Below are 24,078 nucleotides of genomic sequence, written 5' to 3' on the forward strand. Positions count from 1 at the left end.
GGTCAGACTTTTATTTTTGATTCTTAACCTGGCTCGCGCGTTTTGCAATGACACTGATGGTGGAAAAGTGCAATCCTAAAAAATCCCCCACTTCTCTCAGCTTGTAGTGATAGGTCCGCACAGCCTGGCAAATCCGTTCATTCCGCGTTGCCTCGTCGGAGATACCCGAAAACAGCTCTTCCAGGCTCGGCCGGGCCGCAAACCGTTCTTTCTTCCGAAGTTCAGGGTCAAGGGGCTTCTGCGAAAGCAAGGGCGCAAGTTGTTCCACAAATCCAGCGGTTCCCAAGAAGGCCCCCGCGCGCAACTCTTCCCAGACATTGACCCCTTTCCCTTGCGACACAAAACGGCGGTAGGCCCGAACCGCCCGCGCTCGATCGGGGCCAAACTGTGACAGAATCCAATCCACCGTCAGGAACTCGGGCACCTCGATCTGACCGGACGTCGCCCGATAACTGCTCCAAGGCCAACTCTGAACGGTACGGACCAGCCCCGCTCGAACAGGATTTAGCACAACGTACCGGGTCAACTCTAAAAGATGGCTCTCCTTTTCCACAAGGATTGCCTTGAAGCGCCCTTGAAAGAGATGACCGACAAGAATGGTGGGGTCAGACCTTTATTTTTGATTCTTGACCTGGCTCGCCCGTTTTGCAATGACACTGATGGTGGAAAAGTGCAATCCTAAAAAATCCCCCACTTCTCTGAGCTTGTATTGATAGGTCCGCACAGCCTGGCAAATCCGTTCATTGCGCGTTGCCTCGTCGGAGATACCCGAAAACAGCTCTTCCAGGCTCGGCCGGGCCGCAAACCGTTCTTTCTTCCGAAGTTCAGGGTCAAGGGGCTTCTGCGAAAGCAAGGGCGCAAGTTGTTCCACAAATCCAGCGGTTCCCAAGAAGGCCCCCGCGCGCAACTCTTTCCATACATTGCCTCCCTTCCCTTGCGACACAAAACGGCGGTAGGCCCGAACCGCCCGCGCTCGATCGGGGCCAAACTGTGACAGAATCCAATCCACCGTCAGGAACTCCGGCACCTCGATCTGGCCGGACGTCGCCTGATAACTGCTCCAAGGCCAACTCTGAACGGTACGGACCAGCCCCGCTCGAACAGGATTTAACACGACGTACCGGGTCAACTCTAGAAGATGGCTCTCCTTTTCCACAAGGATTGCCTTGAAGCGCCCTTGAAAGAGATGACCGACACGTCGGTGCCGTCGGTTGAACCACTGGGTGTACACCCCATTGAGACGTTGCATTCCCCGAGACAGATTGGCCTGTGGAGTTTCGATGATCAGGTGGTAGTGGTTTGTCATCAAACAGTACGCATGACAAATCCAGGTGTATCTGGCAACCGAATCAGCGAGAATCTCAAGAAACCGACTACGGTCCTCCTTGTCGAGGAAAATGTCTTGTTGCGCATTTCCTCGACTCGTTACGTGATAGACAGCTCCTTCAAATTCTACTCGCAGCGGCCTTGCCATAGCAAAATCCCTCAAACACAAACGGTATGAAAGATAAAGTTTAACCCGTCGCGCAGCGGGCTTGCCACAACAAACTAACTAGAGCACAACTCCTATCAAAATTAAAGGTCTGACCCCAACTGCATGTGCATGTGCATTTATCTGGCAACCAGATCAGCGAGAATCTCAAGGAACCGAATATGGTCCTCCTTGTCGAGGAAAATGTCTTGTTGCGCGTTTCCTCGACTCGTTACTTAATACTTAATAGACAGCTCCTTCGTATTCCACTCGCAGCGGCCTTGCCATAGCAAAATTCCTCAAAAACAAACGGTATCAAAAATAAAGGTCTGACCCCGCCCTAAATCCTATCAAAAATAAAGGTCTGACCCCAACCGATTGTTGTCTTGGGGGAGGGTGCGGTGTTATAGAGCTGTGCGCGAGGACGCGAGATGGCCAAGCCGAAAGAGGTTCGATGGCTTTGCAAAAACACCTTAACTCTTCAGAACCAACGGCGGAAAAGGAACCCCAGAGCTCGGCACGACGCCGCTTGCGGCGGCGGCCAAACCGGTACGTGTGCGCCGTGTGCGGGCAAGAACTTCCTTTCTGCTGGACCTGCCCGTGCGGCTTCATGATCTGTTCCGATTGCATGGAAGAAAACTTTTGGGGCATGACCTGCAACGGCATCACCTGGACCTGTCCGGACTGCGGGGCCATTCGCGGTTTCGGCAATCAATGACGGCAAGGGAAGGGTTTTCTTATGGCACGACAACGCGTGGTCATTGTGGGGGCGGTGGCTTTGGGACCCAAAGCTGCCTGCCGCATCAAGCGGCTTCGCCCCGATTTCGACGTGGTCATGGTGGACCAAGACCAATACATTTCCTACGGCGGATGCGGCATACCCTACTATGTTTCCGGGGACGTGAGCGATCTGTCGGCGCTCATGAGCACCAGTTTTCATATGCTACGTACGCCTGAATTCTTTGAAAAAGCCAAGGGTGTTCGCGTCATGACGCGAACCCGGGCGGAAGCCATCGACCGGCGCCGCAAGGTGCTTCGCCTTCGACGCCTGGAAACCCAGACCGAAGAGGAGCTTTCCTACGATTACCTGGTGCTGGCCACTGGCAGCGTTCCCAACACGTTGCCCGTTCCCGGCCTGGATCATCCTCGCGTCTTTCGGGTGTCCAATTTGCATGATGCCGCGGCCATCAAGGAAATGCTGGCCAAAGGGGCCGTGGGCCGCGCCGTGATCATCGGCGCCGGGGCCATCGGATGCGAAATGGCGGAAGCGGTCAGCGACATGTGGGGCGTGGAAACGTGCCTTGTGGACATCGCGTCACACGTGCTGCCCGGTGTGTTGGACTCCGTACCGGCCCGAATGGTGTCCGAGCATCTCCAGGAGCGCGGCGTGGCCGTCTACACCGAAGAGACGGTTCGGGAAGTGATCCCGGGCTCGGAAGACGGCTCCCTTACGGTGCGAACGGACAAAAGGGATTTGGACGCGGACTTGGTCATCACGGCCGTGGGCGTTCGCCCCAACGGCCGGCTCGCCCGCGAGGCCGGCCTGCTCGTGACGCCTCGAGGGGGCATCGTGGTCAATGAGCGCCTGCAGACATCGGATCCCTGGATCTACGCCGGAGGGGACTGCATCGAAGTGATGCATCACATCACGGGAAAGCTCTTTCACTTTCCTCAAGGATCTTTGGCCAACCGGCAGGGGCGCATCATCGGCACGAACATCGCCGGAGGACACGCCACGTTTGAAGGGTCCGTGGGATCCTTTGCCGTCAAGGTTTTCGACCTGGCCGTGGCAGCCGCGGGCCTTTCCTTCAAGGCCGCTTGTTCGGAAGGCTTTGACGCCGTGCAGGCCCTCGTCATTCAAGCCGATCGCGCCCACTTTTATCCCACACAGGACCTCATGACCCTGGCCCTGGTGGTGGATCGAAGAACACGAAGGCTGCTGGGCATTCAAGGCGTGAGTCGCAATGGAGACGCCCTTGTGGGCCGCATCAACGCCGTGGTGCCTCTTTTGGCTCGGCACGGCACGGTGGAAGACCTATCCAACCTGGAAGTGGCCTACTCGCCACCCTTTGCTTCCGCCATGGATATCCTCAATGCCTTGGGGAACACAGCCGAAAACATTCTGGACGGCCACAACGTCACCATGGATCCCGAGGACTTTGAGCGCTGCTTTTTGCAAGAAGCCAGCCCAGAAGTGGTCTGTTTGGATGTGCGCGGGCCTCGCAACGCCGCCCCCTTTGTGGAGGCTTTTGGCGACCGCTGGCTCAACATTCCGCAGGAAACTCTGGCCGAAAGGCTGGATGCGCTCCCCAAGGACAAGCGTCTTCTGGTGATGTGCAATTCGGGCGTGCGATCCTACGAAGCGCTTCTGCAACTTCGAGCCGCAGGCTTGGAAAACGCCGTCAATGTCCAAGGCGGCGTGGCGGCCATCAAAAAAGCGGGCATGCTTTCATTGGATAAGGATGAGGACACGTAGAACGGCCGGGGGCCCTGGTTCATTGGGTTTGCACGGCGAGCTTCCAGTTACGCCGCACGCTGCTGTTGACGCAGCGTATGCATTGGTCTAGTAAAGGAACGTCCACGTCTTCAACGTGGCGTTCTTTGATAAGGTGAGAGGATCAGGTACCCGCATGCGGGTTGAAAAGGGAAGACGGTGTGATTCCGTCGCGGTCCCGCCGCTGTGAACGGGGACGAAAGCCGATGAACCCACTGTCCCATGGGCATGGGATGGGAAGGGCGGCCGGTAGGGTGATCCGTGAGCCAGAAGACCTGCCTGAATCCTTTCATGGAAGGGAACCCGATGGTAAAGGGCTCTTCCGCCGTCCAAAGGCTTCGAGGTCCAGGTCTTTGGACGAGACAAGGGATGAAGAAAACGGGTGCAATCCTTGGAACGGAAACGTTTCAAGGATTTTTTGTTTCCCAAGGAGCGCATGGTCCATGACACTCCAGGACAAGGCAGCCGACGGCCCACGCGGGCCGCTGGTTTCGGCCGGACAAGCCATTGAAGACCTAAGCTTTCGCATCATCGACGCCGAAATGGGGCCCCACGGGTATCCACCCGATCAGTGGTCCATTGTGCGTCGCGTGATTCACACCACGGGCGATTTTGAATATGCGCGGCTCATAAGAATTCATTCCCGAGCCGTGGAAGCGGGCTGTGAAGCGCTGCGCCGGGGCGCTACCATTTATGCGGACACCCGCATGATTCAGGTGGGGCTTTCTTCAACGCGGCTTCAATGGTTTGGCAATGCCGTCGTGGTGCCCGCATCACAGCCGGCCGTACGCGACATGGCGCATCGAGATGGGCTGACCCAATCCGCGGCCGCCTTTCGCCATGCCGGGCCCAATCTTCATGGGGCCATCGTGGCCGTAGGCAACGCCCCGACGGCCCTTTTGGAAACGTTGCGGCTCATGGAACAAGAACACATTCGGCCGGCTTTGGTGGTGGGCGTTCCCGTGGGTTTTGTGCAGGCCGACACCGCCAAGGAAGCCTTGTGGCAAGACCAGGCCGTGCCGTCCATCACGGTGCTCGGCCGCAAAGGGGGAAGCTCGGTGGCTGTGGCCATTTTGCACGCCCTGATGGAACTGGCCCACGGCGCGGACGCGGCCCCGGTTCGCTGACGGCGCAGAAGATCCGTTGCCGCTCGTCCCTTTCCATGGCGCGTTTGATGGCGCACGGCATGGAAGCACCGCGACGGCGATCTTCCGGAGCCGCGCCGCGTGGCGAGACTCGGACCCATGGCAGAACCGGCCCCGGCGGAGTGCCGCGCGGCTCGATGATTTGTGATCCCCATACCCAATCGGCTCTACAATGGGCTCGAAAAAAGGAAAAATTTCATGCTGGGAACGCTGTACGGCATCGGTGTGGGTCCGGGAGACCCGGACCTTTTAACCCTCAAGGCAGTCAAGATTCTCGGTCGTGTGGGCCACGTGTATGCCGCTTCGTCCTCGTCCAACGACTACAGCCTGGCATTGGAAATCGTTCGCGATCATTTGCGCGACGGTGTGCCCGTTCACTTTTTGGACTTCCCCATGACCTTTGACAAGAATCACCAGGAAGAAGCCTGGCGGGCCAATTGCGACACGGTGGCGGAGCAACTGGAAAATGGCGTCGATGTGGCCTTTCTCACTCTGGGCGATCCCATGACGTTCAGCACCTTCATCTACCTGTGGCGCACGATAAAGTATCGGCTGCCATCGGTGCCCGTGGAAATCGTTCCAGGGATCACGTCCTATCAGGCGGCTGCCGCGTGCGCCGGGGTCGCCTTGGCGGAAGCGGAAGAAACCCTTACCATCATTTCCGGCGCCAAAGGCGGCCGGCGCCTTTCGGATATTCTTCCCTTTTCCGACAACGTGGTCCTTATGAAAGCTTACAAGCAGTTTCCGCAGATCCTTGACCAGATTCGCCGTTTCGGCCTTGAGGACTCCGTGTGCTTTGTCAGCCGCTGCGGCCTCAAAGGCCAGGTGGTGGAAAAGGACTTTCGCGCCCTGGAAGACCTCAAACCCCATTACCTTTCTCTCCTTATCGTCAAAAAAGGGGCGCGTTGACCTGGGCGCCTGTTCGAGCATGGGCTTTTGGCCCACGGCCATGTCCATCACTTTCAACGGGCGTCCCTAAGAAGCCGATCATGCATTTCAAGACAGCCTGCACGAGGATTCAGGAGAGCCCGTGAACGCGACCCATGCCCCTTCGGCCCCACGTTCTTCGGTGTCCGGAACCACGGCGGCGGCGGGCAAACTTTCGGCTGCCGCAAGGGGGTGGCGAATTCGTGCCTTTTGGGTCACCATCATCTTTCTGGTGCCGGCACTTTCATTTTATTGCATCACTGTCGGCCCTTACGCCATCGAATCCCACACCCTGTGGCGCGTCTTGGGGTCAATTTTTCATGCGGCACCGTCGGCGCTTTCAGAAAAAGAAACCGCCACCGCCCATTACATTGTCGTGCATCTTCGACTGGCGCGCGTCGCCCTGGCCCTTCTTGTGGGCGCCGCCTTGGCCCTATCGGGCACCGTCTATCAGGGGATTTTGTTGAACCCTTTGGCGGATCCTTTCACGCTGGGCGTGTCCACGGGCGCCGCCTTTGGCGCGTCCGTGACCATTCTTATGGGGTGGGCGTCCTGGAAGCTGGCGGGCATCAGTCTGCTTCCCGTGGTGGCTTTTCTTGGGGCAGTGGGAGCCCTCAGCCTCGTCATGCTTTTGGGGCGACTGCACGGCACCATGCACCCCACCACACTGGTCCTCGCAGGGATTATCGTTTCCACGTTTCTTTCGGCATGGATTAGTCTTCTCAAAAGCCTTCACGAGGAATCTCTTTCGGCGATCGTGTTTTGGATCATGGGAAGCCTATCCGGACGCAGTTGGCGCCATGTGCTGGCCATTGTGCCGTATGTGGTGGCCGGCTTCTGGATCATTATGACCCATGCGCGGGAAATGGACCTTTTGGCTCTAGGAGACACGGCCGCGTTTCAAACCGGCGTGGACACCCATGCCGTTCGACGCCGCCTTCTGGGCGCCGCATCCCTGGTGGCCGCGGCGGCTGTCGCCGTAAGCGGCGTGGTAGGTTTCATCGGATTGGTGGTGCCCCATGTGGCCCGGTTGTGCCTCGGGCCCAGGCATCGGCAGCTTCTGCCCGCGTCCATGATGCTCGGCGCCGTTTTGACGCTGGTTTCCGACACGCTGGCTCGAACGCTGCTTCCCGACGGTCGAGAAATACCTCTGGGCGTGGTCACGGCCATTCTGGGGGCCCCTTTCTTCGCCTACCTTCTGATCCACAAGAAAAGGACCGTCGTGCTGTGATTGAGGTCGAACATCTTCATTGCGGTTATCCCGATCGCAAGGTCCTTCAGGACGTCACCCTCACCATTGAACCGGGGGAGTTCGTGGGCATTCTGGGCCCCAACGGATCCGGCAAAACCACGCTGGTTTTGGCCTTAAGCGGCGTGTTGCCTATCCAGTCGGGCTCGATTCGATGGAACGGCCGACCTTTACAGACCATACCGCATCGGGAAAGAGCCCGCCTCATGGCCGTCGTGCCGCAAGACGTCCATGTGACGTTTCCCTTCACATGCCGAGAGGTGGTGGCCATGGGACGATACCCTCACCAAAAGAGAGCCGGCCGGGAAACACCCCAAGACAGGGACGCTCTGCACCGTGCCATGGCCTGGACCGACACCGAGGCGTTGGCCGAACGACCTGTGACGCTTCTCAGCGGAGGGGAGCGCCAGAGGGTCTTTGTCGCCAAGGCCTTGGCCCAGGACACGCCCGTGCTGCTCCTGGACGAAGCCGTCTCCGCCATGGATGTGCACCGAAAGCTTCAGATTTTCGACCTGCTCACAAGCCTGCAGCACAAAGAAAAGCGGACCATCGTCTTTGTGCTTCATGACATCAACACCGCTGCGGTCTTTTGCCGACGGCTGGTGTTCCTCAAGGCCGGTCGCATCGTGGCCGACGGGCCGACCGATCACGTGCTGCAGCCCAAGGTGCTGGAAGACGTCTATGAAACGTCGGCTTTGGTGTACCCTGTGCCGGGCCGAGACGGGGTGCGCCAGGTTTTTTTCACGCGCCCCATGGCGGGGCTCACCACGGATGCGGCGATGCTCGGTTCTTGTGGGGTTATACCGGCATGCGTGCAGCGTTCCCAAATTAGAACTGTCAAGGCATGAGTGGGCTTTTGGCAACGGGGGCGACGCCGCGAATAAGCCCAGCTCGGAGTGAGCGGTCCGCGCCGCCACGTGGGCACGTCCATATGGCTTCCGTCGCCACGCCACACCGTGCGAAGCCCGCGTTCACGCCACACGCCCTGTCCGGTTTGCCCGCAACACCGGGCACCTGACGTCGCGGTGTGCGCCGCTTCCACGAGGGCTTTTTGAAAGGCAAAGGGTGATAAAGAAACCGAGCTTTTGGGTTTGTAACCGGCGCTGCGCCTTGGAACTTTTCCGTTTGGGGCCGGTTCGATCCAACGCGGCTTCAGGAATCGTCGCCCACTTCGGGAGTGTTAGGGGTCGATGCCATCACGAAGCCAAGGCACCGATTTTTGGCGCCGTCCAACATGGAGGGGTGGTTTCATGATGAAATGGGCACGGTCACAATGGGTCTGGACTGTGGTTGGGCTTTTGTTGGCGGTGTGGACACCGTCTGTGAAGGCGGCCGTGCAGGTGGTGGACGATGCCGGGCGAACCGTGCGCTTGGACGCTCCGGCACGCCGCGTCATTGCGCTCTACGGTGCTTTCACCGAAATGCTTTGCGCCATCGGCGCCGAAGACATCCTGGCGGCCCGCACCCAAGCGGACGCTTACCCACCACAGATTCGCGCGCTGCCTTCCGTGGGCACCCACATGCGCCCCAACGTGGAAATGATTCTCGGGCTGCAGCCGGACCTTGTGGTCCAAAGCGCCAGCCGCCGAAATGCCACTCCGGAATTGGCCCGCCTGGAAGAAGCCGGCATTCCCGTGGTAATCTTTGCCCCCAAGGATTTTGAAGGGGTTTTTCGCACCATGGAACGTCTGGGGGTCCTGGTGGGGCGAAGCGAACAGGCGCACACGGCCGTCGAGAACCTGCGCGGCCGCCTTGAGGTCGTTCGATCGATCTGTGGCGCGGCACCACATCGGCCTCGCGCGGTCTTTGAAATTCGGGCACAGCCGCTGGCCGTGGCCGGCCAAGGTGGCATGCCTCAGGCCGTCATGGACGCCGTCGGGGCCATCAATGCGGTGACACTTCCCGATCCCATTGTGCAAACGTCCGTGGAAAATCTTATGGCCTTGGACCCGGATGTGTACCTCGTTCAAATAGGGCCCATGAATCCCCGTCCGAGTCATCCTCGAGACCGCGCCCATTTCGACAAACTGCGTGCCGTGATCTCCGGTCGCGTCTTTGAAGTGGACGAAGCGCTCTATTCCCGACCTGGGCCTCGAGCCGTGGATGCTGCCGAAGAGCTCGCCCGCCGGTTGTATCCGTCGCTGTTTCCGTGATTGAGGCCCCTCGTGTTGGCCATGACCCGCTATGGCAGCCGGCGCCGCAGAGACATGGATCGCCTGCCAGCCCTTCCCGGGCACCGTCAGCGCGACGTCACTTCGACCTCATAGGTGACCTCCACCTGCCCTTGCGCCGGCACATCCACGGGAAAGCGCACCAGCGCCGCGTGCACCTTCTCGTAGGGTTGACCGGACCGGACAATCTTCCAGTCCCCCGAGAAGGTTTCTTCCAACAGCACTCGTTCGGGGTGCGCCTTGGCGTTTTTGACAATCAGGGACCATTGCAGACGCTGTATTCGGTTTCCGATCTTTTTGGCCTCCACGAGGGTCCGTTCCACCTGCACGTCAAAGGAACGGCCGAACTCCAGTTGAAGCATTCCATGGACCGGCGTGTGATCGATGGTGTCTTCGCCCAAGGGAATGGCTTCGCCCTGGGCGGTGATCATGCGGGCGCTCACCACACCCGCCGGAAGAGGAATCCCCAGCCCTGCGGCACCTTCGTTCCGAATGTGGATGAGGATTCGCACCGGTTGCTTTCGGCTTTCTTTGCGCTCAAAGCTCCAATCGGCGCGCGATCCGAATCCTGAACTGACCAGCCGACGTTCAATGGGAACCGCCGAGGCCTTCACCCAAGGCACCTGCACGGGATCCCCCGCCGTCAGGTTCAAGGGTTCGGTCATCCGGTAAAGGTGGTATTCCAGGGCGGGAGACTCTTCCACGGCAGCCGCTTTCGCCTCTCGAACCACACCGGCCATGGGAATCCTGGGCGGTAGCTTACGTCTTGAAACCTGCCGGAGTTCCCCGGCCACAAGAAGCACCTTGATTCCGGGAAAATCCATGTCCGTCGTGTTGTGGACAAGGATGCGGCCTTCCAGAACCGCCTGAGATGCGTCCTCGTTCAGGGTGAGCACGTACAGGGCCTTCCACTGAAGCCCTTCGGCTTCGTAAACGCGTTCCGCTTTCACTTCTACAGGCGCTGTGCCCTTGTTTTCCACGTCCCAGAAGGCTTTGGGCGCAGGAGTGAGTTCCTCGGGAAGGGACGGAAAAAAGATGCCGTGATATTCACCCGTATAGACGCCATCTTCCGTGAGAAAGACGGGCGATCCTCCCTCGCCCCCGTCAAAAACCAGCTGAACCCGACGCACCATGCGAGCATCCAGGCTTCCTTTGGGATTGGTCATCACCACATCCAGAGTTTTACCCACGTAGCTTTTGAGCAATTGGTTTTTCGTAACGGGTCGAAAATGACTCACCAGGCTATACGGCACCACCGTTTCCGCTTCCGCCAAAGGTCGCACGGTCAAGGTTTCCAGATCCATGGTCTGAGGGAAACCTTCCAGCACGACCGTGTGGCGCCCAGGTGGCACGGCCACCGTGTCCACTTCCCGGAACAAGGCGATTCCACTCTGGCTGACCGTCACGGTGCGTTCTTGAACCAGAGCCGAAACCGCGTTGGGTGCCATCACGCCCCAAATAATCCAAAAGGTCCACAGTAGCCATGTACGGCGTGCGTTCATCGTTTCCTCCTTGCGTGGATCACGCTGCCCTTGCCCTTTCCTAAAATGCGGCGGCCCACAACCTCTAAAGGTCCTCGGAACCATGTCTTACGGAACGTTCACGGGAGTGCCGGTTATGCGGGCCGAAGGCCGGTGCTTTTAGGAAAGGATTTCGAAACACCACGTGATAGACATGAGCCCAGGGCCTGTATGCGACACAGCGTCGCGGCCGGCGCCACGCCTTCGAAGCCTTTGCAGCCTTCCGAAGAGGCCCCATACGGCGCCATGTTTTTTCACCGGCCATGACCATCCGTTATTGGGGCGGCTGTGCCGTTGTCGGCGCCGCTTTCACCACGAAACCTTTTATGGCCGTGCTGCGGGTCGCGGCTTCCACGGCTACTGCCAAGGTGCCCTGGCCCGAGTTTTTCTGTGCGATACACAGCCGGCACGTCCTGCTTTGAAAGCGATTCATGCCGATGCGTCGTCCCCGGCTTCTTTGGCGGTGCGGGCCCGAGCCTGGCGGCGTTCCTCGATGAGGTGTGCTGCCAAGGTGCTGAATGGCCAGTTGATGGAATGTTCGGTGACCACGGCAAAGATGGGCTTGGGAAGATTTGCGTCCTTAAACTTCTGTATCAGGAAAAAGATGCCTTTTTGGGGAATGTTGTAAAAGAGCACGATTTTTTCGTCGCACGCAAAGGCTTCGTCCCCTTCCCGGTCGCCGTGAAGGATATCCCGAACCAAAAGGTGGCCCTGACGAGGGGTGATGCTGAAGGCCGGAGGCGCTTGGACCTGCTTCAGCATGCGGTCCAGTTTGTCTTTTTCTTCAGTGGTGAAATTCCATACCAGAAGACGTGGTCGCTCATCCATGAGGGTTCCTTTTTGGGCTGTCTTGAGGAACGGCCGGCATCTTCGTCAACCCTGGCGAAGTCGGCGCACGAACTGATCCAAGATGTCGTAGAGGCGCAGCAGGCTGTCGATCACCACATGTTCGTTGTCCGCATGCTGGCTTTCTTCGCCGTCGGCCCCCCAGACAATGCCGGGAATGCCGAATTGAGAAAGAAAGCGGGCATCGGAGGCGCCGTGGGCTCGGCCCAATCGAGCGTTGGGCACGAGCTGCAGCAGAATAGTCACAGGGCCGGCGGTTTCTCCAAAGAAGAGAGGCTCCCGTTCCAGGACGTCCACTTGGGAACGGACCATGCGGCGGATGGCTTCAACGATGGCTTCCGGGTCGTCGTTTTCCGTGTAGCGAATGTCCAGGTGCGCTTCCGCTGTGTCGGGCACCTGGTTCACGGAGCGGCCGCCGGAAACCATGCCGATGTTCAGGGTCCGGTGCCAGTGATCGTCCGTCTCGGTGGTAAAAAGGGTTTTGACGGCCGCAAGATCTTCCATGAGGATTTCAATGGCGTTTTGACCCAGCCAGGGGCGCGCTCCGTGGGCCGTTCGACCTCGAGCGGTCAGCTTCAGACGAAGGATTCCCTTTTCCTTGACGATGATCTCATGAAGGCTTCCGCCGTCCAAGGCCACGGCGAAATCGGCGGGAATATGGGGGAGCACCGCACGCGCGCCTCGATACCCTCCCACCTCCTCATCGCCCGTGATGAGAAGGCCAAAGCGAAGGGATTCCTGGCCTCGCCCTTGGGCCTGCAGTTCTCTCATGTGCTGCCGGCAGAGGATCATGGACAGCGCCACGGCGTACTTGTCATCGATGCTTCCTCGGCCGTAGAGGCGCCCGTTCCGTTCCACCGGGTCGAACAAAGCCTCCGGCGCGTCCACCACGTCGAGGTGGCTCATGAAAAGCACCGGAACACGCCCCGCCGACGGAAGAACCCAAAGGGATGGAATGCCTTCCACATCCTGGCGCTTCACGGTCACGGGAATGTCTCGAAGAAAGGACTCGATGAAATCGGCACATCGTCGGATTTCTTCCGGCCGCGAGTGCATGCTGCGAAAAGTGATGAGTTTTTTGGTCAGTTCCATGAGTTCGTGCACGGCATATCCTTTCATCGGAAGAGAAACTATGCGAATCTAGTCTGCCACGGGCCGCGTCGAGCATCAAGCGCCAAGTCTTGGGGCGCACATCATTTTCCTGTCGACGAAAGGTCGGCGACGGGGTTATAAAATAAAGGCAAACAAAACCATTGGACATCCTTGGGCGGACGCCGTCGGCAGGGCATAAGGAGTGAGAGATGCGTGTTGTGAACTCCTTTAGGCCACGGCAGCGGGTGGCATGGATTGTTTTTGTAGTTGCCGCTTGCATCGCCTTATGCGCTTTCCCCGCTTTAAGTCAGCAACAATCTTCGGCCCCTGGGAAATCGGTCAACCTCATCAACATCAATACCGCCGATGCAACGCAGTTGCAGGCGCTGCCCGGAATCGGACCCGCCATCGCCGAGCGCATCGTGCAGTACCGGCAAGCCCACGGTCCCTTCAAAAACACCGAAGACATCAAGCAGGTTCAGGGCATCGGCGACAAGAGATACGAGGCCATTAAGGACTTGATTACGACGGAATAAAAGACGGAACCGCCCAAGGATGTCCTTCTTTCGGGGGCTGACACGGCACAACCTTGCGTGTTCAAAGCCCATGCCTTAGGATTTGAATGTCATTTATAGACTCTTTTTCGGAATGCTGAATTAGGCGCCGTTTTCCTACCGTCGCCGCGCGCTTCACAATGAAGCTCACCTCATAGCGGCGTTGTCTGGACGCTGCCGGCGCACCAGGAGTTTGTCGAAAGCATGAGGATCAGGACATGGCGGCGTGCTATCTGCGCATGAGAGAACGCAACGTGGTCAGGAGGTTTCTGTGATCGTACCTTCGGGAGATATGGCGGTATGCCGGCGAGCTCATGAGGTTTTGGAAGCTTATTTGGGCACGTGTGTGGGGGTGGCCCTGTGGGACCGGGAAGCGGGTGTCGGCGGTTTGTTCCACGCTCTGCTGGCGGAACCGCTCATGTCCGGCAGCGTTCCCGCGGAACCTTTGCGTTACGCCTCCACGGGACTTCCCTTGTTCCTTGAAGCTCTTGAAGAAAAGGGAGCCAAGCCGTCTCGCCTGGAAGCCGCAGTGGCCGGCGGAGCCATCGTCGGTCCCGGCCATGACGTGCACCTGGACCTCCAGATCGGGGCGCGCACCCTGGAACGCGTGGAACTTTTCCTGAAGGCAACTCGCATTCCTGTAGTGCTCAGCGAAACAGGCGGCACCTTCACCTGTTGCCTGCGCCTCCATTGCCATAATTGGACTCCGGAAATCATCCCTGTGGGTACCCATTTTTTCCGCCCTGAAGGCCCCCCTAACCACTGCAGGCCCAGCAGGGAATCCCTGGAAAAAGCCATCAAGGACGTCAAACCCATTCCTCAAACCGCCTTTAAGATTCTCGCCCTTCTGCGTTCCGAAACTTATCAGATGGGGGAAATCAGCCGCGAAATTCGCCTGGACCAGGTTCTGGCGGCCAAGGTTCTCGCGCTGTGTAACTCCCCCGTTTACGGCGCCCCGGAAAAAATCGATTCTTTGGACCGAGCCTTGGTCTTTCTTGGGGAAAAGCGCATTCTTCAAATGGCGCTGCAGGTTTTCCTCTCAGGGGTTTTTCCTTCCCGCGTCGGCGGCTATTCCCTGTGCAAGGGTGGGCTCTTTCAGCATGCCGTGAGCACGGCTTTAGGCGCTGAATTCATAGCCCGACGGCTCGGCATGCCCCAGGGAAAAGCCTACACCTACGGCCTTCTTCACGATATCGGTAAGATTGTCCTGGACCAACTGGTGGCTGAGAGTGCTCCGCTGTTTTATCGAAAGGCTTTGCACGGCGATCGCCCCTTAAAGGACATTGAAAAAGAGCTTTTCGGGATGGATCATACCCAAGTGGGAGCCCTTTTGGTGCAACACTGGAATTTGCCCGCCGACATGGCCGATGTCATCTCAGGACATCACCGATCGAATCTGAACGGCGAGCACGCCACGCCGCAAGACGTGGCCTTGATCACCGTAGCCGATTTCATCACCAATCGCTTTCTGGCGGGAAGTCAACTGGAACGGCTGGACCCTCGGCCCGTGATTCCGGCCCTACGCCGCTGTGGCCTGAGCTCGGAAGTGCTGGAAAAGATGATCGCCGACATGCCTCTCGGCCTCATGCGCCAACAAGCTTCCGGCTTTTGACGCCTCGGCGTGGCACAAAGCTTCCAGAAACCCTTCTTCCAAAAAGCGGCAGGATCTCGTGGATGGCGCGTCCCACGGATGACGTGGTCCTGTTCCGTGATGCCATCCACCAAGCCCCGGCCATGAGGCAAAGCCTGAACCGGACGGCTTTGGTGTTGATTGTTAGGCTGATTTGGTTAATATTCGGACAAGACTTCGTCTTTCTAGAAACCATCGCGGATAGTAAGGAACTTTCATGACCACCATGGCCTTGTTGAAAAAGGTCTCCGAATTGGACGCTCCCCTTCGGGATGTGCTGACCGCCATCCTGGAAGAAGTCGAAAACCAAAGGCGGCAATGGGAGCAATCCGTCACGCGCTCAGACTTCGACGCGTTAAAGGACGTTGTGCAAAGGCTTGCCGCGGTGCAAGAACGCACAGAACAAAGGCTCGAGCAGCTCACAGAAGCTCAGCTGGCCACGGTCCAAAGCCTTCAGCAACTGGCCCAGGGTCAACAGAAGCTCACAGAGGCGCAAGAGCGGACGGAAAAAAGACTTGAAGAACTCGCCCTGGCCCAAGAGCGCACGGAAAAACGCGTCGAAGAACTCGCCCTGGCCCAAGAGCGCACTGAGAAAAGACTCGATGAACTCTCCTTGGCCCAGCAGAAGCTCACAGAAGCCCAAGAGCGGACGGACAAAAGACTCGAAGAACTCGCCCTAGCCCAACAACGCACGGAAAAACGCGTCGATGAGCTCGCCCTGGCCCAACAGCGCACCGAGAAAAGACTCGAAGAACTCGCCCTGGCCCAACAACGCACGGAAAAACGCGTCGAAGAACTCGCCCTGGCCCAACAGCGCACCGAGAAAAGATTCGAACAACTGGCCCTGGCGCATGAACGCCTGGAACAAAGGTTTGAGGAGCTGGCCGAGGCGCAACAGCGGACTGAAAAACGCTTTGAGGAAATGCTGGTGGCCCAAGCCCGCATGCAGCTGGCCATCGAGCAGCTGGCCGCGGGTCTCGGAGCGGTTCGCCAACAGGTCGGGGGATTGGCCCGCAGTGTGGGCTACGCCTTAGAAAATGAAGCCTATCGCCATCTGCCCGACTTTCTCAAGGCCAAGTACGGTATCGAAGTCCTGGAACGGATTGTGCGCGCAGAAATCGAAGGGCGGGAAGTCAATCTCTTTGGGCGGGTCCGTAAAGACGGCCAAGAAATGCATCTTGTGGGCGAATCGGTCCTGCGATTGGACGACCGATCCAAATTGACCCAGCTTCAGGAAACGGTGGATGTTGTGGAAGATGCGGTGGGAGGGCCCGTCATCCCTGTATTGGTCACCCATTTTGCCAAAAAAGATCTTTTGGAAAAAGCGGAAAAGCGGGGCATGATCGTCATTCAAAGTTTCGAATGGTGATGTGGCGTCCACACCGGGTGGCAAGAGATGCCATCACGGAAATGGCTTTTCGGCGTTTTTTTCGGCTTCCTTTTGCCGGAGCCCCGTCAAACGGCAATGGGGAAGCTCTTTCCAGTGGCGGCCTTTGGGTCGCGGTTTTCGCCACGCCGTCCGCTTGACGTGTTGAACGCTATCAAAGATCAAGCCGATTCGTCTGACAAGTTCTCGGGTTTTTCGTAGCAAAAGGAGCGGGGGTCGAAATGACCCCCGCGAGAGATGGCCTGCGGAGCCCGAGAAGGTGCCTTTCGTGCAGGTCCCCGTCCGTTCAGGCGCCTGCGCTTCGTCGCGCCGAGCTACTGAGCCCGCATGCCTGGGGCGCCGGCGCCCATGCCCCAGCCCATGCCGCGCCCGTGAGGGCCATAGCCGCAAGGAATGCCGGCATCCTGAGCCCTTTGCCAAATCTGCTGGCGGATTTGATGCATCTCCTGAGCCAGGGTGCCCAGGGCCGTGGGATCCGCTTGGGGATCGTTCAGCATCTGCTGGTATTGCAACTGCTTTTGATACAATTGCTGTCGAAGGGGAGCCACGTCCTGAGCGAAGGCTTGCCCTTCGGGCGTCGCCACAGCCCAACAGGGTCCCATGCCACCTCCGTAAGGCCCTCGAGCCCACACAGGAACCGCCGCCACCAAAACCAAGCCAAAAACCACCAACCATCGCATGCCTTTCATTGCTTTGCTCCTTTCCAGTCTCGTTCATCCTGTGAAGAAAATCCACGTTCCCGGGAACCTCTCACTTTCGGTCCCATTCTTAGGCAAGGGACGTGCCAGGCCATGCGTGTCGCCCCACAAAAACGGCCCCAAAAGTTTTTTCCTTTGATAAATCAATGACTTATTCCGAACACCTCGAGCGAGAGGCACCGGCCTTTTTCCAAAGCCCTGCCCATCACCCCGAAGCATGCTGAGTCAAAAGCATCCACCTGCTGTGGAATTCAACGGGTTGGCTGGATTCTTTTTAACCAGTATGGCCGCCTGAATCCATGGGCCTGATGAAAAACTTCAAGGCATTATCCTTTTGGGCCGATTATTTTTATGGGTCTGGTCATCGTCACGAGAGCCTCACGGCCGAAGAATTCGGGGGGTCTGTGGCATGCAAACGATACAAGGGATGTGGCCGACCATCGGGCGGAAGGTCGTTTATGGCAAGGGCGAGCAAATCTTCCTTCAAGGCGCTAAGCAACGCTGCCTCTACTACGTGGAACAAGGGGCGGTGGAAGTCGCCTTTGGTCAAAACGGCACGACCATCGCCGTGGCCTATATCGGTCCGGGAGAGTTTTTGGGTGAAACGGGTTTTTTCGACGGCGCTTCTCGAGTGCGGAATGTTCGAGCCGCGGAACCCACGGTCTTGCGGATCTATGATTGGGCATCCATGGAGGCTTTGCGTTCCAGGGATCCTCACAGCTACGCCCTTTTTATCACGGACGTGGCCCGGTCCGTGTGCGCCAAATTTCGCCGTGTCCTTGATGAACGAGAACCCCTGACGGCCTATGCTGCCTCTCTTTCCACAGGGCGCCGGCAGTTTCATGAAGCTCGACCGGTGCCCGGCCACTTTTTTCGCACGCCCCTGGGCGGCAGCATCGTCGAGCTGGTGGAAAAAACCAAAGCCGATTTGTTTGACCTGAGCTACGCCGTGCAAAGCATCGGCAAGGACGGCGAACTCAATGGGCTGCAGGAACGCTGCACCTCCATCATGAACCACCTGAACGAGAACCTTCAGGACATGGAACCTTTGATTGCTCAAAGTGACTTTCAAGATGTCGTGTGGGGCTATATTTTTAAAGAAGTTTTTCCCTACCTCATGAGAAGCCGTTTTGCCGAACGCGCCTATTACAAACCCAAAGGGTACGCCGGCGACTATCTCATGATGGAAATGATCTATCGCCATGAACCTTCAGGCGACGGCAAACTGGGTTTTCTCGTGGATGCCTGGTGTCTGAATGCGCCGGCTTCGCGCGCGGTGCGGGGACGACGGTCGTTGCTGGCCGAAGAATTGAAACGGCGTGTCCTAGAACGGACCCATACTTCCGATCCCATACGCATTCTGAACCTGGCCTGTGGGCCGAGCCGTGAATTGTTCGATTTCCTTAAAAGTTGCCCGGAGACTCATCGCGTGGAAGCCACCTTGATGGATGCCGACGTGGAAGCTCTGCACTACACCAACACGGCCGTGAACACCTTTCCTCACCGGGCCACAATTCGCTATCTCAACGACAATGCCGTCCGGTGGGCTTTGGGCCGCACCCGCCAAGAACTGGCTCCGCAGGACATTATCTATTCGGCCGGTTTGACCGATTATCTGGATCGACGGCTCTTTACCGCGTTGGTGCGTCGATGTTATGAACAGCTCAAACCTGAAGGATGCCTCATCATCGGCAACTTCTCTCCGCAAAACCCCAACAGAGCCATTATGGACCACATCCTGCAATGGAAGTTGATTTACCGAACGGAGAAAGATTTGCGAAACATCTTTGCCGAAACGCCTTTTGGACATCGCGTGAGCTGTCTTTGCGAACCGGAAGGGATCAATCTTTTTGCCGTCGCATATCGCGGATCCGAAAACGGACCACGAAAGTCAGATTCCGCCACCTCGTCACGGGGCACCAACTAAGAGATGCCTAAAGCCATGGCGAATGAAAAGCCTTTTGGCGCACCTTGGGCTTTGGAGACCGCCGCCCCTTTGCCCAGGTTGGCCAACCACGAGATGTTGAGGCAGGGCTTTGAAAAAGAAATCCAGGTGCTTCTGCGCGCTCGCGTGAACGTCATTTTGATCATGGGCGGCACGCTCGTGCCCCTGTTCGGCATTCTGGATGCCCTGCTCTTTCCCTCCCTTTTTGAAAAGCTCATGGTCTACCGCATCCTTGCGGCTATCATCTGCTGGGGTCTTTACCTACTCAATCGGCAGCGGCGCCGGCCCATGCCCAGCTTTGCCTTGGGCACCATCGCCTTTTACGCTGTGGGCTTGAGCATCATCGCCATGATCGTGGACACCGGAGGCACGCACACGCCCTATTATGCCGGACTCAACCTGGTTTTTCTCACCTACTGCGTGGTCCTGCCGGTTCCAGTCAAGAAATTGGCCATCCACAGCGTTGTGCTCTATGCGGGCTACGTGGCAGGAGCATTGGGGCTCGATGCGCATCCGACCATGAACACCTTTTTCGCGCACAATCTTTTCATTCTGAGCACGCTGTGCATCATTCTCATCGCCGCTCACATGGACCACAGGCATCGGTGGCGCGATTTTGTCCTGCGTCATGAACTGGCGCAAACACAGGCCAAACTGGAACAGTATTCCAAGAAATTGGAATCGTCAGTTGAGGAAACGGAAACCAAGTACAGACATCTTGTGGAAAATGCCAATGATGCGATTTTTATCTGCCAGGAGGGGCGTATTCGATTCCCGAACCCGCGCACGCAAACCCTTTGGGGCCGGCCTCTAGAGGACCTGGAAGAAAGCCTGCTGTTGGAATTTGTGGTCCCCGAAGATCAGGACGCTCTCGTGGAGCTTTTTGAAGAACTGGAGCGGCATCCCCAGGCGGCACCTCCGTTGAGGACGTTGCGTTTGGAGCAACCATCAGGGCGGATCGTATGGGTGGACATGAACGTGGTGCCCATGGAGTGGCAGCAACGGCCCGCCCTTCTGTGCATCGCTCGAGACGTGACCGACAAGCGGCAGATGGAACAGGAACTGGTACAGATTCAAAAACTGGAAGCCATCGGCACGCTGGCCGGAGGAATCGCTCACGATTTCAACAATATTTTGCAGATGATTCACGGCTGCCTGCAAATTCTTGGGCGACACACCGATGCCGACCATCCCCATCGTCCGCTTCTGGACAAGCTGTTTCAGGCCGTGGATCGAGGAGCCAACCTGACTCGGCAGCTTTTGATTTACGGACGGAAAACCGATGAAAAGGTCGGTCCCGTGGACATCAACGTGGCCGTTGTTCGTGTGTGCGAGATGCTGGAGCGGGTTCTTCCCAAAATGTACCGCCTGGATCTGCATTTGGAAAGTCACCTGGGAAGAATCTCGGCCGATGCCAATCAACTGGAACAGGTGGTCATGAACCTGGTCATGAATGCGCGGGACGCCATGCCCGACGGCGGCACCATCACCATCAAAACCTCTCCGGCAACGGTGGACGAGGTGCTGGCACAAAAACTCGGCATGCTTCGCAGAGGGGCCGCCGTGCGATTGTCCATCGCCGACACAGGCCCGGGAATCCCCCACGAAATTCAAGACCGTATCTACGAACCCTTTTTCACCACGAAACCCCCCGATAAGGGCACGGGGCTGGGGCTTGCCATCGTCTACAGTGTCATTAAGCGGTTTGGAGGAGGCATCGTGTGCGAAAGTGAACCGGGTTCCGGCACACGTTTTCACCTCTATTTTCCCGTCTCCCATGCCGAGTCTAAGGAAGCGGTTCTGGATCGGGAAGAGGCGATACCGGTGGATCTTGCGGGCCTGCACGTCCTTCTGGTGGACGACGAGCCCCATCTTCTAGATATCGGGCAAAGCCTTTTGGAAAGCTACGGCCTGCACGTCGCCACAGCTTCAGATGGCGAATCGGCTTTGGAGCTTTTGAAAACCATGGATCCTAAGCCAGATGGCGTCATTTTGGATTTAAACATGCCGGGCATGGGTGGCGCTCAATGCCTGTCGGAAATCCTTCAGCACTATCCCGAGCTTCCGGTCATCATTGCCACAGGATATCTGGATCCTAAAAAGCGTGAAGAACTCCTGAGCAAAGGAGCCACCGACTTCGTGGAAAAGCCTTTCCACTTTGAGAGAATTCTTCACACTTTGCAAAGATCGCGCATTTGCCGGCTTAGACCCCGGCGTGCCGACTGATTTTTCTTATGGCTCCAACTCTTTTTTCATGACCAAAAAGCTCGTGTCGTCCACATCGACGGTGACCATGCGCTGAATGCGAAAGCCGAATTTTTCATAGAGGTGCACGGCGCCGGCCGAAATGATTTTCACATCCAGGTCCACGTTCTTGATGCCACGCCGGTGAAACGCCTCCAAAGCCTCTCGAACGAGTTCGGAAGCGATGCCTCGGCCTCGAGCTTCCGGGTGCACGGCCACTTTAAGAATGGTTGCCTTGTAATCCTCGTCTCGGCATGTGGCCGCGAGATAGCCTTGCACGCGTTGTCCGTCGTCGTAGACGAGAAAGAAATCTTTAAGCGCGTTTTCCAGGTAATAGGGCGTCCATGGGTTGGGAAAGGACAAGCGTTCGATCTCGGCCACTCTTTCCAGATCATCGGCTTCGGCCTGTCGAACCATGGCTTCGCTCCCCACGCCACAAGCCAAGCCTATGGCCTGCACACCAAAGTGTCCATGGGGCGGACGCAGTGGCGGATTTTTCCCGAAAGGACCTGTTCCATGAACTCATCGCCCAGACGGCGCGATTGTACAATCACTGTATCCCAAAAACGTCGGCGCTGGAAATCCTGCCCGGCAAAAATCCAAAAATCTTTCCGGTCCGGAATGCGCCCGTAAGGCAGGGAGTCGACGAAGCGGCGAGACGGCACCACCAGAAGCACCTCATCCACATGGCTCAAATTGGGCCGCCTCCCGGCAAAACGCTTATCAAACCAGCCGGGAACAAGCCGGTGCGTGTAATGGGGATAAAGAAAGATGCGGTCGGAATTCGGGCGCACCGGCACCGTGACATGGTAATCCGTAAGGCCTCCGTCCCAGTAAGCACCCGAAGGCGCTTCGGGAATGTTCATGATGGGTTCCATGAGCAGCGGAATGGACCCTGATGCCAGAAGGGCCGGAATGACGTTGCTGGCCCGCAAGGGCACGCGGCGAGCGGGCCAGGCGCCGTGATCCACATGACGAAGCAGATCGCCTTGGGTGTGCGCAAAGATGGTTCTTTCAAAGAACCCTTTCAGCCACTTTCGGCGCACCGCATTGGCCGTGAAAGCCGCCGCAAGCCCCACGGCCACCCAAGGCGCGGCCTGCGTGTTCAAAAAGCCTCGTCCTCGAACGGCGACAATGTGCAAACGACGAAGCGGGTGGGTGGCCATGTGCTGAGCTTCCCGATCCCCGACAAAGGATCGCAGCACATTGCCCAGGACTTGGGACACTTCTTGAGGTGTCGGTGTCGAGCTGTAGCTCTGCTCTCGATACGCCGCCAGGAAACGGTCCAGCGCCGCCGCCGGGTCTTTTTGGCAATAGGCGGCAAACCGCCAGGCGCCGATACTGGCTCCCAAAAAATCCACAGGGGATTTGGCATTGGAAAGCCACTCTTGGCACAGCACGCGGTCCAGGCCGTATAGCACAAGCCATTTGGGCCCACCGGCCGCACCGAAAACCCCTTTGATCCGTTCCCATCGAAGCCCTTCGTCCCTCAGCCGATCCAAAATGCGCCGACCGGCGTAGAAATCCAGCCATGGCCCCATGATTTTTCCCGGCACCCCCTGCAAGGTTTTGCCCCAATGCGCCCCGTTGAACGATTTTCCCGCGAGCCGCCTCAGGGCTTTGCCCACATGTCCTTCGACAGACCTTCAATCATTGTGCTATTCGAAAGGGGCTGGACAGCATGATGCCATCTTTCGAACGCACCGACTTTACCACAAGGACCGGTTTTTTTCATGAGGCCTTCGGCTTGAAACAAAGCGTTGCACGGATGAAATTCCATGCGAGTCCTGTCCATTGCGCCGACACCTACGGAAACCCTTGCCGCCCTCGGGGCCTTGGACCTTCTGATAGGCGTGTCCGAAGATTGCGATTTTCCAGAAGATGTGCGCCGCATGCCCACCTACGGCAGCTGGGCTTCTCCTGACTTGCACGCCATCTGTCGAGACCGACCCGATCTCGTATGCACCTTCGGTCGGCATCAAGAGGAAATGGCGCTGTGGCTTCGGGATCGAGGCCTTTCGGTCTTCCACAGCGACCCGGCCACGGTGGACGAGGCTCTGAGGGACATGGCCCGATTGGCCCAAGAGCTGAAAAGGCCTTTGAAGGGAACTGGGCTTGTGGAACGATTGAGCCGTCGTTTGTCGAAAATCGATGCGCAAACGGAGCGCATACCCCCCGACGCACGACCGAAAATCTTTCGCCTCATGCAATGGAACCCGCTCATCACCGTGGGGCCTGGAGCTTTTCAATACGATGTGATTGAGCGCGCAGGCGGCCGGAATTTTTTGGGCCGTGATGCCGATCCGTATGTCAAAGTGTCCCATGAAAAGGTGGTGGCCTGGAATCCCCACATCGTCTTTTTGTGCGAGCCGAGCCTTGCCTTCCTTCTGCGGCAGGATAGCCGATGGTCCTCGTGCACCGCGGTGCGTGAAGGGTTCGTGCGGGTGTTTCCCTGCGGGTTGACCTGTCGAGCCGGACCACGCATTGTGGACATGACCGAGCAACTCCATCGCATGGTCTGGGATTGGTTTGACAGGAAGGGGGTCCCATACACAGAAGAAGGCGCTTTTTGATCATCTGGGACCATCGCCTGTCCCGGGAATGGAAGGCCGTCCGAAAACCACGGCAACCGACACACCCGAACACACGGAATGCCTAGGGGACCGGCCGTGGAAGTGGATTCGACGTCGTCCTGAAGGAGCGCC

The 24,078-nt window shown here is 57.9% G+C and carries 21 protein-coding genes and 1 riboswitch; of the genes, 13 read left to right on the top strand and 8 right to left on the bottom strand.

Annotation, left to right across the window (positions count from 1 at the left end; translation table 11 throughout):
- Positions 1-10: 10 nt before the first annotated feature.
- The gene (locus EDC27_RS02155; RefSeq protein WP_123288967.1) at positions 11-553 is read right to left on the bottom strand and encodes a hypothetical protein; all 543 of its coding nucleotides are present in this window, start codon (positions 551-553) and stop codon (positions 11-13) included.
- A gap of 60 nt (positions 554-613) precedes the next feature.
- The gene (locus EDC27_RS02160; RefSeq protein WP_123288968.1) at positions 614-1,474 is read right to left on the bottom strand and encodes an REP-associated tyrosine transposase; all 861 of its coding nucleotides are present in this window, start codon (positions 1,472-1,474) and stop codon (positions 614-616) included.
- Positions 1,475-1,925: 451 nt separating this feature from the next.
- On the opposite strand from EDC27_RS02160, the gene EDC27_RS02165 reads away from it, so the two are divergent.
- The 7 genes from EDC27_RS02165 (at position 1,926) to EDC27_RS02195 (ending at position 9,439) form a co-directional block, all read left to right on the top strand.
- Entirely contained in the window at positions 1,926-2,189 is a 264-nt protein-coding gene (locus EDC27_RS02165) for a hypothetical protein (protein ID WP_123288969.1), read from the top strand.
- A gap of 21 nt (positions 2,190-2,210) precedes the next feature.
- Positions 2,211-3,947, top strand: a complete 1,737-nt coding sequence (locus EDC27_RS02170) for an FAD-dependent oxidoreductase (RefSeq protein ID WP_123288970.1) — start codon at positions 2,211-2,213, stop codon at positions 3,945-3,947.
- 127 nt (positions 3,948-4,074) lie between these two features.
- A riboswitch (cobalamin riboswitch) is annotated at positions 4,075-4,262 on the top strand.
- A gap of 146 nt (positions 4,263-4,408) precedes the next feature.
- Positions 4,409-5,092 carry a precorrin-8X methylmutase gene (locus tag EDC27_RS02175; protein WP_123288971.1) on the top strand — a complete coding sequence of 228 codons (684 nt, stop codon included), beginning with the start codon at positions 4,409-4,411 and terminating at the stop codon, positions 5,090-5,092.
- A gap of 216 nt (positions 5,093-5,308) precedes the next feature.
- Positions 5,309-6,019 (top strand): precorrin-2 C(20)-methyltransferase, encoded by a 711-nt coding sequence (gene cobI / locus EDC27_RS02180; RefSeq protein ID WP_123288972.1) that lies wholly within the window; start codon positions 5,309-5,311, stop codon positions 6,017-6,019.
- Between the two features lie 121 nt (positions 6,020-6,140).
- Positions 6,141-7,268, top strand: a complete 1,128-nt coding sequence (locus EDC27_RS02185; protein WP_245994165.1) for a FecCD family ABC transporter permease — start codon at positions 6,141-6,143, stop codon at positions 7,266-7,268.
- Positions 7,265-8,134 carry an ABC transporter ATP-binding protein gene (locus tag EDC27_RS02190; protein WP_123288973.1) on the top strand — a complete coding sequence of 290 codons (870 nt, stop codon included), beginning with the start codon at positions 7,265-7,267 and terminating at the stop codon, positions 8,132-8,134. The genes EDC27_RS02185 and EDC27_RS02190 overlap by 4 nt, the downstream gene beginning before the upstream one ends.
- 402 nt (positions 8,135-8,536) lie before the next feature.
- On the top strand, positions 8,537-9,439 hold the full coding sequence (locus tag EDC27_RS02195; RefSeq protein ID WP_123288974.1) for an ABC transporter substrate-binding protein: 903 nt from the start codon (positions 8,537-8,539) through the stop codon (positions 9,437-9,439).
- Positions 9,440-9,525: 86 nt separating this feature from the next.
- Here EDC27_RS02195 and EDC27_RS02200 read toward each other — a convergent pair whose 3' ends face one another.
- The 3 genes from EDC27_RS02200 to EDC27_RS02210 all read right to left on the bottom strand — a co-directional run bounded on the left by EDC27_RS02200 (position 9,526) and on the right by EDC27_RS02210 (position 12,927).
- On the bottom strand, positions 9,526-10,959 hold the full coding sequence (locus EDC27_RS02200) for a DUF4139 domain-containing protein (RefSeq protein ID WP_170161523.1): 1,434 nt from the start codon (positions 10,957-10,959) through the stop codon (positions 9,526-9,528).
- A 447-nt stretch (positions 10,960-11,406) separates the two neighbouring features.
- Positions 11,407-11,805, bottom strand: coding sequence for a DUF3783 domain-containing protein (locus tag EDC27_RS02205; protein WP_123288976.1), 399 nt, complete (start codon positions 11,803-11,805; stop codon positions 11,407-11,409).
- Positions 11,806-11,850: 45 nt separating this feature from the next.
- Positions 11,851-12,927, bottom strand: a complete 1,077-nt coding sequence (locus EDC27_RS02210) for a M20 family metallopeptidase (RefSeq protein WP_211334742.1) — start codon at positions 12,925-12,927, stop codon at positions 11,851-11,853.
- A gap of 197 nt (positions 12,928-13,124) precedes the next feature.
- On the opposite strand from EDC27_RS02210, the gene EDC27_RS02215 reads away from it, so the two are divergent.
- The 3 genes from EDC27_RS02215 to EDC27_RS02225 all read left to right on the top strand — a co-directional run bounded on the left by EDC27_RS02215 (position 13,125) and on the right by EDC27_RS02225 (position 16,468).
- The gene (locus EDC27_RS02215) at positions 13,125-13,451 is read left to right on the top strand and encodes a ComEA family DNA-binding protein (protein ID WP_123288978.1); all 327 of its coding nucleotides are present in this window, start codon (positions 13,125-13,127) and stop codon (positions 13,449-13,451) included.
- Between the two features lie 289 nt (positions 13,452-13,740).
- Positions 13,741-15,081, top strand: coding sequence for an HDOD domain-containing protein (locus tag EDC27_RS02220; protein WP_148045652.1), 1,341 nt, complete (start codon positions 13,741-13,743; stop codon positions 15,079-15,081).
- A 235-nt stretch (positions 15,082-15,316) separates the two neighbouring features.
- Positions 15,317-16,468, top strand: a complete 1,152-nt coding sequence (locus EDC27_RS02225; RefSeq protein WP_123288980.1) for a coiled-coil domain-containing protein — start codon at positions 15,317-15,319, stop codon at positions 16,466-16,468.
- A gap of 332 nt (positions 16,469-16,800) precedes the next feature.
- Here EDC27_RS02225 and EDC27_RS02230 read toward each other — a convergent pair whose 3' ends face one another.
- On the bottom strand, positions 16,801-17,175 hold the full coding sequence (locus tag EDC27_RS02230; RefSeq protein ID WP_123288981.1) for a hypothetical protein: 375 nt from the start codon (positions 17,173-17,175) through the stop codon (positions 16,801-16,803).
- Between the two features lie 418 nt (positions 17,176-17,593).
- Here EDC27_RS02230 and EDC27_RS02235 point away from each other — a divergent pair, with 418 nt between their 5' ends.
- Positions 17,594-19,111, top strand: coding sequence for a cyclic nucleotide-binding domain-containing protein (locus tag EDC27_RS02235; RefSeq protein ID WP_123288982.1), 1,518 nt, complete (start codon positions 17,594-17,596; stop codon positions 19,109-19,111).
- Between the two features lie 15 nt (positions 19,112-19,126).
- The gene (locus EDC27_RS02240) at positions 19,127-21,355 is read left to right on the top strand and encodes a hybrid sensor histidine kinase/response regulator (protein ID WP_170161524.1); all 2,229 of its coding nucleotides are present in this window, start codon (positions 19,127-19,129) and stop codon (positions 21,353-21,355) included.
- A gap of 6 nt (positions 21,356-21,361) precedes the next feature.
- Here EDC27_RS02240 and EDC27_RS02245 read toward each other — a convergent pair whose 3' ends face one another.
- Both EDC27_RS02245 and EDC27_RS02250 read right to left on the bottom strand, forming a co-directional pair.
- Positions 21,362-21,790 carry a GNAT family N-acetyltransferase gene (locus EDC27_RS02245; protein WP_148045653.1) on the bottom strand — a complete coding sequence of 143 codons (429 nt, stop codon included), beginning with the start codon at positions 21,788-21,790 and terminating at the stop codon, positions 21,362-21,364.
- A gap of 29 nt (positions 21,791-21,819) precedes the next feature.
- Positions 21,820-23,001 carry a patatin-like phospholipase family protein gene (locus EDC27_RS02250; protein ID WP_123288985.1) on the bottom strand — a complete coding sequence of 394 codons (1,182 nt, stop codon included), beginning with the start codon at positions 22,999-23,001 and terminating at the stop codon, positions 21,820-21,822.
- A 150-nt stretch (positions 23,002-23,151) separates the two neighbouring features.
- On the opposite strand from EDC27_RS02250, the gene EDC27_RS02255 reads away from it, so the two are divergent.
- Positions 23,152-23,946, top strand: a complete 795-nt coding sequence (locus EDC27_RS02255) for an ABC transporter substrate-binding protein (RefSeq protein WP_123288986.1) — start codon at positions 23,152-23,154, stop codon at positions 23,944-23,946.
- Positions 23,947-24,078: the final 132 nt, after the last annotated feature.

The organism is Desulfosoma caldarium (assembly GCF_003751385.1).
Taxonomy (GTDB): domain Bacteria; phylum Desulfobacterota; class Syntrophobacteria; order Syntrophobacterales; family DSM-9756; genus Desulfosoma; species Desulfosoma caldarium.

What these genes read in the sequence shown, in the direction of transcription:
- EDC27_RS02160 (WP_123288968.1), bottom strand. Translation starts at nt 1,474, where the DNA reads ATGGCAAGGCCGCTGCGAGTAGAATTTGAAGGAGCTGTCTATCACGTA.
- EDC27_RS02165 (WP_123288969.1), top strand. Translation starts at nt 1,926, where the DNA reads ATGGCTTTGCAAAAACACCTTAACTCTTCAGAACCAACGGCGGAAAAG.
- EDC27_RS02170 (WP_123288970.1), top strand. Translation starts at nt 2,211, where the DNA reads ATGGCACGACAACGCGTGGTCATTGTGGGGGCGGTGGCTTTGGGACCC.
- EDC27_RS02175 (WP_123288971.1), top strand. Translation starts at nt 4,409, where the DNA reads ATGACACTCCAGGACAAGGCAGCCGACGGCCCACGCGGGCCGCTGGTT.
- cobI (WP_123288972.1), top strand. Translation starts at nt 5,309, where the DNA reads ATGCTGGGAACGCTGTACGGCATCGGTGTGGGTCCGGGAGACCCGGAC.
- EDC27_RS02195 (WP_123288974.1), top strand. Translation starts at nt 8,537, where the DNA reads ATGATGAAATGGGCACGGTCACAATGGGTCTGGACTGTGGTTGGGCTT.
- EDC27_RS02200 (WP_170161523.1), bottom strand. Translation starts at nt 10,959, where the DNA reads ATGAACGCACGCCGTACATGGCTACTGTGGACCTTTTGGATTATTTGG.
- EDC27_RS02205 (WP_123288976.1), bottom strand. Translation starts at nt 11,805, where the DNA reads ATGGATGAGCGACCACGTCTTCTGGTATGGAATTTCACCACTGAAGAA.
- EDC27_RS02215 (WP_123288978.1), top strand. Translation starts at nt 13,125, where the DNA reads ATGCGTGTTGTGAACTCCTTTAGGCCACGGCAGCGGGTGGCATGGATT.
- EDC27_RS02225 (WP_123288980.1), top strand. Translation starts at nt 15,317, where the DNA reads ATGACCACCATGGCCTTGTTGAAAAAGGTCTCCGAATTGGACGCTCCC.
- EDC27_RS02230 (WP_123288981.1), bottom strand. Translation starts at nt 17,175, where the DNA reads ATGAAAGGCATGCGATGGTTGGTGGTTTTTGGCTTGGTTTTGGTGGCG.
- EDC27_RS02235 (WP_123288982.1), top strand. Translation starts at nt 17,594, where the DNA reads ATGCAAACGATACAAGGGATGTGGCCGACCATCGGGCGGAAGGTCGTT.
- EDC27_RS02240 (WP_170161524.1), top strand. Translation starts at nt 19,127, where the DNA reads ATGGCGAATGAAAAGCCTTTTGGCGCACCTTGGGCTTTGGAGACCGCC.
- EDC27_RS02245 (WP_148045653.1), bottom strand. Translation starts at nt 21,790, where the DNA reads ATGGTTCGACAGGCCGAAGCCGATGATCTGGAAAGAGTGGCCGAGATC.
- EDC27_RS02255 (WP_123288986.1), top strand. Translation starts at nt 23,152, where the DNA reads ATGCGAGTCCTGTCCATTGCGCCGACACCTACGGAAACCCTTGCCGCC.